A 14703-nucleotide genomic window follows, 5' to 3' on the forward strand; every position below is an offset into this window, starting at 1 on the left:
AAATTCTGGAATCAATAAAAATGTTTCACGTGAAACATTTTATTTCCTTCAAATCAGAACTTTCAAATCAGAACTTTCAAATCAGAACTTTCAAATCAGAACTTTCAAAGCAGAACTTTCAAATCAGAACTTTCAAAGCAGAACTTCCAAAGCAGAACTTTCAAAGCAGAACTTTCACATCAGAACTTTCAAATCAGAACTTTCAAATAGAACTTTCAAATCAGAACTTTCAAAACAGAACTTTCAAATCAGAACTCTCAAATCAGAACTCTCAAATCAGAACTCTCAAATCAGAACTCTCAAATCAGAACTCTCAAAACAGAACTCTCAAAACAGAACTCTCAAAACAGAACTCTCAAAACAGAACTCTCAAAACAGAACTTTCAAATCAGAACTTTCAAATCAGAACTTTCAAATCAGAACTTTCAAATCAGAAATCCGAAATAGAATCTTTATATCAAATGTTTCACGTGAAACATTTTCAGGCTTCCATTCTAAACTTCCATTCTAAACTTCCATTCCAAACTTCCAAAGAATATTTTTAAACCATGTTCCACGTGAAACATCTTTTTTCTCTTTAAAATTCAAACTTAAAAATCGTTCCACGTGGAACGATTTAATCTTTTATCCGAATTATTCGCTTCAACGTTCCACGTGGAACGTTATAAAATTCTTTTATTCTACTTAAATATGTTTCACGTGGAACGTTTAAAAATCAAAAAAACAAAATGTTTCACGTGGAACATATATTTTAAAAGAGATATAATTACTGTTCCACGTGAAACATCTTCATCTTCTCTTCTTCCTTTCCTCTCATTAATTGAGCATCTTCATCTGTCTTATCCTTGTATCCACAATAATGAAGTATACCATGAGACAGTACTCTTTTTAGTTCTTCAGCAAATGAAACATTGAAGTCTTTTGCATTGTCTGCAACTCGTTCTATAGATACAAAAATATCTCCATTTAACTCGTTACCAACTGTATAATCAAAACTAATTATATCTGTAAGTGTGTCGTGATCTAGATATTCAACGTTGATCTTATGAAGATATTCATCGTCACAAAATATATAATTGATCTCTCCTTCAATCTTGTTCTCAGAAACAATTACTGCACTTAACCAGTCGCTAAAAGCCTGCTCGTCTCCTAAAGTAAAATCAGTTTCGTAATTAAAATTTATCATTTTGTATTAAAGTATTCTTGAACTTTTTGATTAAAATTCGAGCGCAAAGGTAGTGATTGTCTGTTTAATATCTCAACGCTGTTTAAATATTCCAATAATGAACTTGGTAAAGCATTCGAACGATTTGTAAATTCAGCCTTATTTGTTTCAGATTGTCTTTGTGTATCTTGCCCTTGTTGCTGAACTGCATTGTTTAATTTCCATAATTCTTGTTGGATGTTTAGTATACGTTGCAAGTTCTCATTCTTAAAACCTTTATTTAAAATTTGTTTTTCAGATTGCTTCATTTGATCTATCACAGATTTACCTTGAGAGTCTAAACCTTTCTTTGCTAATTCTTTTTGTAATGCTTCTCTAAGTTTAACTTGCACTTTATAAATTTCCATAATAGCTTCTGCATCTCCTTCACCATCTTCTCCTTCATTACCATTCTTCTCTCCTTTTCCATTCTTTCCATCTTTACCAGAAGAACCTTTATCACCACTTTTATTTCCTTGGCCTTCCTTACCTTGACCATCTTTACCCTGCCCGCTTTGTCCTTGTCCAGACTTTCCATCTTTACCTTCACCAGGTTTATCTCCCTGTTGTTGTCCTGACTTCATTCCTTCTTTCATCTTATCGGCTAGACCTTTTTGTTTCTGAATAATATCTGGCAATTGCATTCCAGGTCCGTCACCAGGTTTTGGTTTTCCAGCTCCTGGTTTAGGCATAGACATCTGCATATTGTTCAATAGATCGCTCAAGAAATCCGCTAACTTATTAGCAGATGAAACAGCATATTGTTGGTGTGAAACTCCTCTAGGAATTTGAACATCAGTTAAAGTTTCAATCGCTTTATCCATGTTGTATTGTACATTTCCAATTTCTTTAGTTACGTCTTCTGCTACCTTTGGGTTACGTAATGAAAGTGCAAACAAACTATCATCAACATGTCTAAACTGTTGTTTTAAATTCTGCTGAATCTTGATGTTCTTTGTAAATGTAGATGAACCTAATTTCATTGCCTTGAACTGTTTCATCACATCTTCTTGTGATAAAGAATAAGCTAAAAGATTGTCTAGAATCTGACGAAGCATTGCTACATCTTCTTCTAATTGTTCTTGTTCTCCACCTTCCATTTCGCTCTGCATTTCCTGAGCCATAGACTTCATTTTCTTTGCAGCACTTTTCTGTTTTGGCTTAGCACCAGAAGTATTCTTTTTGCTTAATTCTTCAGAAGCTTTATTAAGATCATTGTCTACATCTTTCTCTTTAGAAGCATCAGATGGAATGTCTAAAGGTTTCTTTAAAGTCTTATTTTCTTCTTTCAAATCTTTTAAATCTTCTTGAATTTTTTCAAAAGATTTATTGATTTCATCTTGCTTCTCTTTCGTATTTTCTTTCTCTTTATTAGATAACTGTTCCTGTTGTTCTGAGAGTTTATTTAGTTTCTCAGCAACTTGTTCTGCTTTTTTAGAAACATAAAAACGCTTGGTCAACTCAACCAATTGCTCTAAATTACGAGATTGGTTTTTACTGATTTGTTTGAACTTTTCCATTTTATCAAACAGTTCTTCACTGTTTAATTTATCATTCAAGTTCTTTAATTCGTCTAATAATTTCTGATTCTTTTCTAAATCTTTCTGTGCATTATCCAAACGCTTCTGTAAATCTTCAGCAGTTTTATCCTTCTTATCATCTTTGAATTTATCTAAATTCTGATTCATTTTCTCAGAAAACTGTTTCATCATTTCGTCTTGTTGTTTCTGACGTTTGATAAAATCATTGATCTTCTGCTGATCTTTAAACTCTAAATTATCTTTTTCTTTTCCGGTATTTTGAAGCTTATCCATTTCTGAAATTTGCTTCGTTTGGTTCTTCAAAGATTTAGATAAACTATTGATATTATTATTCTGCTGTTGTAATTCCTGATCCTGAATTTCATCTGTTGTAGCTACACGATCTGAAAACGTAGAAGACTTTGTAGACTTAAATCCGTGTGGAGCATCGTTATCAAAAACTTCAAAATAGTATTCGTAAGACACGCCTTCTTCAACTGGAAGATTACTTGGAAAATTAAAAACAAACTGATCGAATACTCCAGACTTCACAGGAATATTTCCACGCTTTGCAGATTGTGGTTTGTTACGTTCGTAGTATACAATTTGTAGCTTTGCTAGTCCGTAATCATCACTCAATCTTCCTAAAATATAGTTCTTATCTAACTTCAAACTGTCTGGCGCAGGCCCCACATTAATGGTTGGATACTGATCTTTGATTACAGACAGCTGATAGTCTAATTTCTCGTAGTATTTAACCTTATCATTAGACGTAAGAATTTGATATTCTGTATTTTGACTTATATTTTTAGCCAATTTAAACTCATTTTCTACCTTATTAAACTTGAAAACTTCATTATCTTTTTTCCATGCTACTTCTTGTGTAGATTTAGTATTAATTTTCCAAGTTACAGTTGTTCCTTCTGGTACAATTGCGTTTCCAGTTCCTTGAATTGTCTCTGATTTTTTCTTTAGATAAGAAGGAAAATTCAAGACCATTTCGAAGTTTGCAATTGATGGAACTGTGATTACTTTCAATTCGTATTCCTCAGAAATAACCGAATTTCCTTCAAAAGAAAATTGAATATTTTCTGCTGGTTTCTCTACTTTAAATTCAAACTTTCCAGGTTGAGAAGACTCCATAAAATAGCTTTCGTCACCAATATGAATCATCACATTTTCTGGAACTACATTCCCAACAGATTCCATTTTGATCACAAAATCTTTATTTTGTTCTGCCTGTAAATTCGAATTCAATACCACAAATTTGAAAGGAGCTGGCGGTAAAAATGCAGAATTGAAATGCACTACTCTATTCAAACTTTGAGAAATTACATTACTATTTCCAGAAATATAAAACACTGCAAAAAGTAAAATTGGTACTAAAGCTAATGGCAAATATTTTTTGTTAGCTTTAAAATTGATTGCATTTCCAAATGGAATTGGCTGAAGCGAATTTGCTTTTTGCTCGATTGAAGCTAAAACTAATTCAGAACTTTCAGCATTATTTTCAGAAGACAATTGTAAAAAGTTCGTCAGCTTATCACTCACTTCTGTGAAATGATTTCCTATAATTTTTGAAGCTTGAGTATAATCTATTCCCTTTTGAAGTTTGAATAACTTGAACAATGGGAAAAGAATTAAACGGATTAAAAGAAAAACTTCAACTCCAACAAATAACCAAAATAGAAAAGTTCTTCCAAGAGGTTTCAACCAAAGAAAGTATTCTATAAAAAGCGTAAATAGAAAATACAGCAACCCAAAACCTGTAAAAAGTAATATCCCTTTTATCAATTCATTGGTATAATATTTCTTAATGAAAGCCTCTAACTTTTGATATATGGCAGATGATGTTTTCAAAATAAATCTGTTTTAATTATAACCTATAAAAGTAGTAATTATAATAATACCTTTTTAAGATTCTAAGTTACTAAGACGCTAAGGTTCTAAGATTGAAAATCTGAAATCAACATTCTGAAATCTAAAATCATAAAACGTATCTTTGCAACAAAATTTTAAACAAATGTCAAAGCAAGTTCGTGTGCGTTTTGCACCAAGTCCGACTGGACCATTACATATCGGCGGAGTTCGTACTGCCCTATTTAATTATTTATTTGCAAAGAAACATAACGGTGTTTTTTATCTGAGAATTGAAGATACAGATCAGACTCGTTTTGTTCCTGGTGCAGAGGCTTACATTATGGAAGCTCTTGAATGGTTAGGAATTGCTCCTGAAGAAACGGTTGGAAAAAATGAAAAGTTTGGTCCATACAGACAAAGCGAACGTAAAGATTTATACCAACAATATGCTGATCAGTTGATAAATTCTGGTTGGGCTTATTATGCTTTTGATACTCCAGAATCTTTAACTTCATTAAGAAATGAGCATGAAGCTGAAGGAAAAACATTTATTTACAATCACCACAATCGTGAAAAATTAGATACTTCTCTAGTTATTTCTGCAGAAGAAACTGCTAAGAGAATTGCAAATGGAGAGCATTATGTAATCCGTTTTAAAACTCCAGTTGATGAAATTTTACATTTGAAAGATATCATTCGTGGAGATGTGAAGTTTGAAACTAATCTTTTGGATGATAAAGTTTTATTCAAAAGTGACGGAATGCCAACATACCATTTAGCAAATATTGTCGATGATCATTTGATGGAAACGTCACATGTAATTCGTGGTGAAGAATGGCTGCCATCTATGCCACTTCACGTTTTATTATACAAAGCATTTGGTTGGGAAGCTCCAGAATTTGCACATTTACCTTTGATTTTGAAACCAATTGGAAATGGTAAATTATCAAAAAGAGATGGAGACAAAATGGGATTTCCAGTATTTCCATTAGAATGGAAAACTGAAGAAGGCATTTCATCTGGTTACAGAGAAAAAGGATTTTTCCCAGAAGCAGTTGTAAACTTCCTTGCTCTTTTAGGATGGAACGATGGAACTGACAAAGAATTATTTTCGTTAGAAGAATTAGCTGAATCTTTTGACTTGAACAGAGTTCATAAAGCTGGAGCTAAATTTGATCCAGAGAAAAACAAATGGTTCAACCACCAATATTTAGTAAAACAAAATGATGCTGATTTGGCAAAAAGCTTCACTCCTATTTTAGAAGAAAAAGGCTTCTCAACTCCGCTCGAAGTGACAACTCGAATTGTATCACTTATCAAAGAAAGAGCAAACTTTGTTTCTGATTTTTGGGATTTAACAGATTTCTTTTTCCAGGCTCCAACATCATACGATGAAAAAGCAAGTAAAAATTGGAAAGAAGAAACTCCAACTTTAATGCAGGAATTGATTTCAGTTTTAGAAAATATTGAAGATTTTACTTCAGCAAATATTGAAACAATTGTAAAAGATTGGTTAACTAAAAACGAAATCGGAATGGGTAAAGTAATGCAACCTTTCCGTCTAAGTTTGGTTGGAGCTCTTAAAGGTCCTCACCTATTTGACATTGTTGAAATCATTGGAAAAGAAGAAACTATTTCTAGAATTCAGAAAGCAATTTCAAGTTTATAAAAAAAATTACCATTAAGATATTAAGTTAATTAAGCTTTTCTTGATGGTAAAATAGTAAAAGATTTTAGTTCATAAAACTCAGCTTTATTCTCTTGACAAAGCTTGATCTTAATTTTCTTAATGCCTTAATGTTTAAAAAAATAGAAACGCTAAGAAACATCTCAAAAATGTTCTTAGCGTTTTTTTAATGTTTGATAATTTTATTTTAGAAGAATTTTCGTAATTTACCAGAATCATAAATATAAATTAAAAAACCATGAGTACAGCATTAATTATCATTTTAGTATTGGCATTCTTCATTTTTATGTCGTCTTTCTTTACTGTGAAACAGCAATCTTCTGTAATTATTGAACGTTTTGGAAAATTCCAAAGTGTTAGAAATTCAGGATTGCAACTTAAAATTCCAATGGTTGATAGATTGGCCGGAAGAGTAAATCTTAAAATTCAACAGTTAGATGTTATCATCGAAACTAAAACTAGAGACAACGTTTTCATCAAAATGAAAGTTTCAGTTCAGTTTAAAGTGATTCAAGATAAAGTTTACGAAGCATTTTATAAATTAGAATATCCACACGATCAGATTACTTCTTATGTTTTTGACGTGGTTCGTGCCGAAGTTCCAAAATTAAAATTGGATGATGTTTTTGAAAGAAAAGATGATATTGCAGTTGCAGTAAAACGTGAATTGAACGAAGCAATGTCTACTTACGGATATGATATCATTAATACTTTGGTTACAGATATTGATCCAGACATCCAGGTAAAAAATGCAATGAACAGAATCAACGCTGCTGATAGAGAAAAAACTGCAGCTGAATTTGAAGCTGAAAGTTCAAGAATTAGAATTGTTGCAAAAGCAAAAGCTGAAGCAGAAAGTAAACGTTTACAAGGACAAGGTATTGCAGATCAGCGTCGTGAAATTGCAAGAGGTCTTGTAGAAAGTGTTGAAGTTTTGAACAAAGTTGGAATTAATTCTCAAGAAGCTTCTGCCCTAATTGTAGTAACTCAACATTATGATACGTTACAATCTATTGGATCTGATACAAATTCTAACTTGATTCTTCTTCCAAATTCTCCTCAAGCTGGAAGTGATATGTTGAATAATATGGTTGCTTCATTTTCAGCTTCAAACCAAGTTGGCGAAATGATGAAAAAGAATACCAAAAAGATTGAAAAACAAAAACCAACTCAACATCAATCTGGTTACGAAGACGACATTCAACCAGATGTTCAGCAATAAATTGAAAAATAAAAAAGAGGCTTAATCGCCTCTTTTTTTATTCATAAACCAACCAATCACATAAGGTAAAATTGATTGAATAATTTTTAGATAAGAATTTGAAAAGTATTCAGTGTAAGATGAAACAAAACCATTTACAATATTTTGCGGTGTGATACTTTCCTTAGTTTTCTGAAAACTTAAAACCAATTTCTGATAATTGATTTCTTTCTCCAATTTCAAAATTTCTAGATCTCTTTCAATCTCAGCATACGAAGAGTATTTTTTTCTTTCCATAATTAATCATTAAAAAAGATTTCAGAAAATTTCTCCAAAATTGGTCCTTCCACCATTTTGTCTTTTATGAAGAAAAGTAAAATAGTTATAACTAAATAGATTCCTCCTACTGTCAAAAATCCGAGAGCATTACTTTCAAACAAAGAACCAAAAGCATACGCTGCGGCAAAAGATCCAAAAATCATAACCATACTGAAACATAACAAAATCAAAGTAAACTTAAAGATCAAAGTTGTCGATTTCATTGCAACCTTAAAGCCCCAAAGTTTATAATAAGCTAAATGACTTTCAATATATTCTTTAGCCTGATCTTGAACTTTTTCAGTGTTTTCTTTTAATTCTTCAAAAGCCATAATTATAATTTTAAATAAAAAAAGCACAAAACTTCCTTATAAAAATAGGCAAGTAATGTGCTTTATAAAAATATTATTTCTGAAGTTTAGCGTTCTGTGCTTTTAACTCAGCTAATTTAGTTTCCAAAAAAGTAATTACTTCTTCTGTTTTATGACTAACATTTGAAAGTAAATCATTTAATGTTCCGTCAAGATTTTGAGTTGCACTTGTAAATCTTTCACGTAAGACTTCAGAACTAGCATCAAAAGAATCTTTAATATTATGTTTAGCATCATCTAAACCTTCTTTGATTTTTGCTCGAGTTTTAGATCCTTTATCTGGAGCAAATAAAATTCCGATAGCCGCTCCTGCAGCTGCTGCAGCCAAAATTGCTGCGGCTGTATTTAAGTTCTTAGACATGATATTACAATTTTAAATTATTACTTAAAGATACTCTTTTTTGAACTTATAATTTTCTGATTAATTGTAATTTACAAAAAATTAACAATCTAATTAATACACATAAGTTGTAGCTTCATATTTACCATCTTTTTCAGTTATGCTTACAAATGGAGAACCATTTGAAGCCGACTTACTTTTAATTCTCATGGCAGTTTGGTTTTGATTTGCAATAGGCGGTTCACCTTTTGTCTTGGTCGAGACTCCAGTAAAAGTTCCAGTCTGCTTCAGTCCTACTGTCTTTTCTTGTGGTAAAACTGTAACCATTTTGTAATCATCTTTTGAATCTACAATTATTCTATCAGAAATTTTTTGAGTTTGTTTTGTTTGTTTATTTGTGATAGATGAAACGGCATGTTTACTAATTTTAATTTCTTCAGAACTTCCGTTTACTGAATAATAAATTAAACCATTTTCATTTTTAATAAAATTTACATCAAGTTGTTCTCCATTATGTTTTGTAATTTGATGTGTTTGTGAAATTGCAACATTTGCAAATAATAACGCTAGCGTAAAATATAAAATTTTCATGATAATTAGATTTAAATTAAAAATTGTCAGACTTGAAATTTAAAAACTAAACTTTCACACAAATTCAACATTATGGAATTTTGTACATTACAATACAAATTGAAAAATATCTTTTACGCGAAATATTATCAAAATTACATCATAATAAAAATGAGAACATAAAATTGTCTTTTTGGGAAATCAGTTTTGATAATCTACTGTCATAAAAATTACGAGTTTTTAAAAACAATAAATCTCAGCTTAGATTCTTTACGGCAAATTTTAATTTTTTACAAAAATCATCTCTGACTTTTGATATTGAGTTAAAAATAGCAGTTTTATAAACAATTGTGTGTTAACAAGCAGTTAAACTGACTAAAATAACATCAAAAACTAAAATAAAAGCCATAAATAAATAATAATTCAAAAAATGAGTTATCTATCAATTAAGTTTAAAAAACGTCTTAAAATCGATTTATGGAGGTTGATTTTAATCTATAAAAACTATTACTTTTAATTTTTAAATCAATTTTATAAATAATAATAATAAATACAGTATTATTAAAAAAATAATAGTTAAAACTTATAATTATAAAATTGAAATTCAAAACTTAAAAAATAAGAAAAAACTTTAATTTTATTCTTGAGAAGAAAATTGAAATTTAAAACATCTAAATTTTCAAAAAAAGAGTTTTGTTAAATGAAATAAAAATGTGTCTTCAGGATTTAGCTAGTTTTTACTTTCATCTTCAAATATTTTTTGAAATTTATTATCATATATAAAATAAATTAAAAATTACATTATAATAGATTTAATAAATAATAAACAAAAATAATTAAATTTTAAAATTAAAATAGTTAAAATCTATTTTTATAAGTTTTAAAGTAAAAATGAAAATTAAAAAACTAAAAATTTAAAATAAGAAGTTATAATGAATGAAAATTTAAAAAACATCTTCTTTACTCAACCATTTTTTATTTTAGCTTAAAGATAATTTATGAAGGTCATTTTTAATCTATAAAATAAATTAAAAATATAAAAATAATAGATTTTATTAATAATAAATATAAGTAATAATAAATATAAAATTATATCAATATAATTTATTAATAAAAATTTTATGGCAAAATTTGGAGATAAAAGAGGGTAAAATTAAAATAAAGGCTTCTAATAATCTTAAATCTAAAAAATGAATTCCTTATCCAACAAAATTTTATTTTCTATTAAAATCAATTTATGAAAGCCACTTTTAATCTATAAAAATTATAAATTTTATAATTTCAATAGTAAATCTATATAATAAAAAAAAGCGCTTATAAAAGCGCTTTTCATAAATTTAGCTGATATTACTTCTTCACCATTTCAGAAAGAATTTCAATTTCTCTTTCAGAAGCATTTTTTGGTGGATTTGAATATAATTTCAAAATTTCATCATCAAATTGATTTTTGAAACTTTCACTTTCAATATCTCTTATATTCAAAAGTGCTTTTGATCTTACATAAGTCGATTCACTTTTTAATGACATTGAATATAATTTCTTAATATCTTCTTCCTCAAAATCAGTTGATTTCCAATTTGAATATTTCAAAATAAATTGAGAAAATAACAATGAAGCCTTATTATTGTTGATATTCTTCTTTAATGAATGTTGTAAAAGTGAAAAACTAGAAACATTTTTGATGTTCTCCCCTATTGCACTTTCAATTGCAATTCGTTCTGGTTTAGTTTCAACTTTAAAATATTTGTTGATTTCTTTTAAAGAATTATTGATGCTGTTTTCTTCTTTTTTACCCTTTTCTTCCCAGGCATCTTTCAATCCAACAGTTTTGTTAAATACTAATTTTGAAGCAGTTGAGTCTTTATCAACAGTAAAATAACCTAAACGTTGAAACTGAAATTTATCTTCATTTTGAACTGTTGATAAACTTGGTTCAACAAATCCGGTTACAATTTCTAATGAATTTGGATTGACAAAATCTAAGAAATTTTTGTCTTTATAACTGTCTGGAGCTTCATCTGTAAACAAACGATCGTACAAACGAACTTCTGCTTCCAATGCATGTTTGATAGAAACCCAATGTAATGTTCCAGATACTTTTCTTTGGCTTGCTTCTGTTCCGCTTCCGCTTAAAGAATCAGTATCATATGTTACATGAATTTCTGTAATATTTCCTTCGGAATCTTTTACAACTGATTCTCCTTTAATGATATAAGCATTCTTAAGACGAACTTCTTTTCCTAAAGTCAAACGGAAATATTTAGCTGGAGCTTCTTCTAAAAAATCCTCTCTTTCAATGTATAATTCACGAGAAAAAGGCACTTTTCTGAAACCTGCATTTTCATCTTCTTGATTATTTTCAGCTTCCAACCACTCCTCTTTTTCTTCTGGATAATTTGTAATTACCAATTTTACAGGATCTAAAACAGCCATTACGCGAGGTGCAATTTTGTTCAAATCTTCACGAATACAAAATTCTAAAACCGATACATTAATCAAATTATCACGTTTTGCAATACCAATTGTATTAGCAAAATTACGTAAAGAAGCAGCTGTATAACCACGTCTTCTTAATCCAGAAATGGTTGACATTCTTGGATCATCCCAACCGTTAACATGCTTTTCCTTAACTAGTTGCTGTAATTTTCTTTTACTAACAACAGTATGCGATAAGTTACGTCTTGCGAATTCTCTTTGCTTTGGACGCAGTTTATTATCATCAAAAATCTGATCTAAAAACCAATCATATAATTCACGGTGAGGCAAGAATTCTAATGTACAAAATGAGTGAGAAATCTGCTCTAAATAATCACTTTGTCCGTGTGCCCAATCGTACATTGGATATATTTTCCAGGCATCTCCAGTTCTATGGTGTTCTTTATGTAAAATTCGGTACATAATTGGATCACGCATTAACATGTTTGTTGATTTCATGTCAATTTTAGCACGAAGAATATGTGTACCAGCCTCAAATTCACCATTTTTCATTCTTTCGAATAAATCTAAATTTTCTTCAACAGAACGATTTCTAAATGGAGAATCGGTTCCAGTTGTAGATGGAGTTCCTTTTTGAATCGCCATATCTTCAGAAGATTGGCTATCAACATACGCTTTATCTTTTTTAATTAATAAAACTGCCCAATCGTATAATTGTTGGAAATAATCTGATGCATAACATTCTTCTGCCCAAGTATATCCTAACCATTCTACATCTTTTTTAATAGCATCAACAAATTCCTGTTCTTCTTTTTCAGGGTTTGTATCATCAAAACGTAAATTCACAGGAGATTGATAATCAATTCCTAAACCAAAATTTAAAGCAATAGAACTTGCGTGCCCTATGTGTAAATAACCATTAGGTTCTGGTGGAAAACGAAAGCGAAGTTTAGTATTTGAAAGACCTGATTTTACGTCTTCCTCTATGATTTGTTCAATAAAATTGAGTGATTTCTCTTCTGATGCCATTATTTTATAGTAATTTTAGCAAAGATAAAAAAAAGGTTTCAGGTTTCAGGTTTAAAGTTATTTAAGTGGCGCAAAACATGAAACGTTAAACTTAAAATCTTCAATTAGTTTATTTAGTATTTTTGTATAAATATTCAGAATTATGAGACAATTAACCGTTACAATTCCAGACGATTTTTACGAAACATTTATTAGTTTTTTCAAACATGTTCCAGACGTTTCTATAGATGAAAATGTTGAGAATGAAATTCCATTATGGCAACAAGAAATGGTTTTGGATCGTATAAAAAATGCTAAACCAGAGGATTTTATTAGTTGGGAAGAGTCTAAAAAAAGACTCAATGCTAAATGGAATAAGAAGTAATGTTCGAAATAAATATTCTCTTAAGAGCTGAATTAGAAGTAGATGAAATTGCTGAATATTATGAATCTCTTTCTAATGGTTTAGGAACAAAATTTTTTAATGAATATCAAAAGTATGTAGATACTTTAAATACATTTCCATTTTTTGAAGAAAAGTATAATATAGTTAGAACCTTACCTTTGAAAAAATTCCCATACACTATTCATTTTACAGTTGATGAAATTAACAAAATAGTTACAGTATACGCTGTAACATCCAATTATCAAAATCCAAACACTACAAGAATAAAACTATAAAAATGGGAGTTATTAAACTTAAAAACATTCGCACTTTTTCTTATCACGGATGTTTAATTGAAGAAGGAAAAATTGGATCTGATTATACTGTTGATCTAAAAATTAAAACCAATTTACAGAAATCAGCAGAAACAGATCATCTTTTAGACACTGTTGACTATGTTCATTTGAACAAAATTGTAGCAGAAGAAATGGCAATTCGTTCGCATTTATTAGAACATGTTGCTAAAAGAATCAATATTCGCGTACTTGCAGAGATAGAAACAGTAGAAAAAACAACAGTTTGGGTTTCTAAAATTAATCCGCCTATTGGTGGTGATGTTGAGTCAGTTACTATAAAAATGACGGAAATTAGAAAGTAATCATTGCAATTAAATCTGTATTTTTTTAAAATAGTTCATTCGAAACTTTTGAAATTTAAAGATTTTAGTTACTTTTGCCAACCGTTCAAGTAATGGCGTCGTGGCCGAGCGGCTAGGCTGGGCTCTGCAAAAGCTCCTACTCCGGTTCGAATCCGGACGATGCCTCAAAAAGAGATACAGAAATGTGTCTCTTTTTTTTATGCCTAAACTTTCCACAATCTTGTCATTTCGACGAAGGAGAAATCTCCACGAGAAGCTCTACAAAGATTGGATAATTGTTGCGGAGTTACTTGTGGAGATTTCTCCTTCGTCGAAATGACAAACTAGACTTAAAAACTTTTCTAATAATCAACTTTGTCAAAGTTTTAATGAGATTGCTTCGTTCCTCGCAATGACTTATAAACACAAAAAAACCTCTGAAATTCAGAGGTTTAATTTTATATTTTTGAGTTATTAACAACTACTTATTTTCTATTTTTTCAAAAGCATTTTTAACCATTTCTTTTTCTTTTGGAAACCAGCCTTGGATCATTAATACAAATCCAAAAACCATTAAAACAATACTAATACCCTTTTTAATTTTAAGAATATTAGTTGGTGTCATTTTAGATTTTAATTGTTTGGCTAACAAAATTTTAATGCAGTCAACTAATAAATAAGTTATAATCACTGCAGCAAAAAAAGTGAACATTCTTGAATTCTGCATTTCTAATTTTGGTCCAACCGAAATAATAACAGCAAGCCAGAAACCAAGTACACCAATGTTGATAACGTTTAGTAAAAAACCTTTTGCAAATAAACTTCCGTAGTTTCTTTTTAAGATATCACGATCAATTTCTTCGTCATTAATTTTTTCCTCTTTTTTCAATTTTACAAATGAAATAATGCCGTACGATAGCATAATTATTCCCCCAAAAATAAAGAGTGCAGGTTTATCTTTTAAACTGGAAATCAATCTATAACTTCCTAAATATGCTATAGCAATAAAAAAAATATCGCCTAATACTACTCCAAAATCAAAAGCAATTGCAGCTCTAAATCCTTTTGTAATACTGGTTTCTAATAGAACAAAAAATACTGGACCTACCATAAAGCTAAGAACAAGTCCCCATGGCAGTCCAGCCAGAATATCATTTATCATCAAA

General features: G+C 29.8%; 14 protein-coding genes and 1 tRNA gene. 7 read left to right on the top strand and 8 right to left on the bottom strand.

Going from position 1 to position 14703, the window contains the following annotated elements:
• The first annotated feature begins 29 nt into the window (after window positions 1-29).
• On the top strand, window positions 30-545 hold the full coding sequence (locus DM444_RS04105) for a hypothetical protein (protein ID WP_162614913.1): 516 nt from the start codon (window positions 30-32) through the stop codon (window positions 543-545).
• A gap of 221 nt (window positions 546-766) precedes the next feature.
• Here the strand turns inward: DM444_RS04105 and ybeY are convergent, their stop codons facing one another.
• Together ybeY and DM444_RS04115 are read right to left on the bottom strand one after the other, a co-directional pair.
• Window positions 767-1186: an rRNA maturation RNase YbeY gene (gene ybeY / locus DM444_RS04110; RefSeq protein ID WP_111284269.1), complete on the bottom strand. Its 420-nt coding sequence runs from the start codon at window positions 1184-1186 to the stop codon at window positions 767-769.
• Window positions 1183-4584: a DUF4175 family protein gene (locus DM444_RS04115; protein WP_111284271.1), complete on the bottom strand. Its 3402-nt coding sequence runs from the start codon at window positions 4582-4584 to the stop codon at window positions 1183-1185. The genes ybeY and DM444_RS04115 overlap by 4 nt, the downstream gene beginning before the upstream one ends.
• A 163-nt stretch (window positions 4585-4747) precedes the next feature.
• Here DM444_RS04115 and gltX point away from each other — a divergent pair, with 163 nt between their 5' ends.
• Together gltX and DM444_RS04125 are read left to right on the top strand one after the other, a co-directional pair.
• The gene (gene gltX / locus DM444_RS04120) at window positions 4748-6253 is read left to right on the top strand and encodes a glutamate--tRNA ligase (protein WP_111284273.1); all 1506 of its coding nucleotides are present in this window, start codon (window positions 4748-4750) and stop codon (window positions 6251-6253) included.
• A 256-nt stretch (window positions 6254-6509) separates the two neighbouring features.
• On the top strand, window positions 6510-7493 hold the full coding sequence (locus DM444_RS04125) for an SPFH domain-containing protein (RefSeq protein ID WP_111284275.1): 984 nt from the start codon (window positions 6510-6512) through the stop codon (window positions 7491-7493).
• 21 nt (window positions 7494-7514) lie between these two features.
• On the opposite strand, the gene DM444_RS04130 is transcribed toward DM444_RS04125, so the two are convergent.
• The 5 genes from DM444_RS04130 to DM444_RS04150 form a co-directional block, all read right to left on the bottom strand.
• Entirely contained in the window at window positions 7515-7769 is a 255-nt protein-coding gene (locus DM444_RS04130; protein ID WP_111284277.1) for a DUF6327 family protein, read from the bottom strand.
• A gap of 2 nt (window positions 7770-7771) precedes the next feature.
• On the bottom strand, window positions 7772-8122 hold the full coding sequence (locus DM444_RS04135) for a competence protein (RefSeq protein WP_111284279.1): 351 nt from the start codon (window positions 8120-8122) through the stop codon (window positions 7772-7774).
• A 73-nt stretch (window positions 8123-8195) separates the two neighbouring features.
• Window positions 8196-8522, bottom strand: coding sequence for a YtxH domain-containing protein (locus DM444_RS04140; protein ID WP_111284281.1), 327 nt, complete (start codon window positions 8520-8522; stop codon window positions 8196-8198).
• Window positions 8523-8615: 93 nt separating this feature from the next.
• A complete protein-coding gene (locus DM444_RS04145; RefSeq protein ID WP_111284283.1) occupies window positions 8616-9092 on the bottom strand; it encodes a hypothetical protein in 477 nt (158 codons plus the stop codon).
• 1326 nt (window positions 9093-10418) lie between these two features.
• Window positions 10419-12536: a glutamine--tRNA ligase/YqeY domain fusion protein gene (locus DM444_RS04150; RefSeq protein ID WP_111284285.1), complete on the bottom strand. Its 2118-nt coding sequence runs from the start codon at window positions 12534-12536 to the stop codon at window positions 10419-10421.
• Between the two features lie 142 nt (window positions 12537-12678).
• On the opposite strand from DM444_RS04150, the gene DM444_RS04155 reads away from it, so the two are divergent.
• The 4 genes from DM444_RS04155 to DM444_RS23575 all read left to right on the top strand — a co-directional run bounded on the left by DM444_RS04155 (window position 12679) and on the right by DM444_RS23575 (window position 13723).
• A complete protein-coding gene (locus DM444_RS04155) occupies window positions 12679-12900 on the top strand; it encodes a hypothetical protein (protein ID WP_109191193.1) in 222 nt (73 codons plus the stop codon).
• Window positions 12900-13196: a hypothetical protein gene (locus tag DM444_RS04160; protein WP_111284287.1), complete on the top strand. Its 297-nt coding sequence runs from the start codon at window positions 12900-12902 to the stop codon at window positions 13194-13196. Before DM444_RS04155 ends, DM444_RS04160 begins: the two co-directional genes overlap by 1 nt.
• Before the next feature lie 2 nt (window positions 13197-13198).
• Window positions 13199-13558, top strand: coding sequence for a dihydroneopterin aldolase (folB, locus tag DM444_RS04165; protein WP_095930566.1), 360 nt, complete (start codon window positions 13199-13201; stop codon window positions 13556-13558).
• A gap of 94 nt (window positions 13559-13652) precedes the next feature.
• Window positions 13653-13723, top strand: a tRNA-Cys gene (locus DM444_RS23575).
• Window positions 13724-14018: 295 nt separating this feature from the next.
• On the opposite strand, the gene DM444_RS04170 is transcribed toward DM444_RS23575, so the two are convergent.
• On the bottom strand, window positions 14019-14699 hold the full coding sequence (locus DM444_RS04170; protein WP_111284514.1) for a LysE family translocator: 681 nt from the start codon (window positions 14697-14699) through the stop codon (window positions 14019-14021).
• Window positions 14700-14703 lie beyond the last annotated feature (4 nt).

The sequence above is a fragment of the Flavobacterium ginsenosidimutans genome (assembly GCF_003254625.1).
GTDB classification, from domain to species: Bacteria; Bacteroidota; Bacteroidia; order Flavobacteriales; family Flavobacteriaceae; genus Flavobacterium; species Flavobacterium ginsenosidimutans.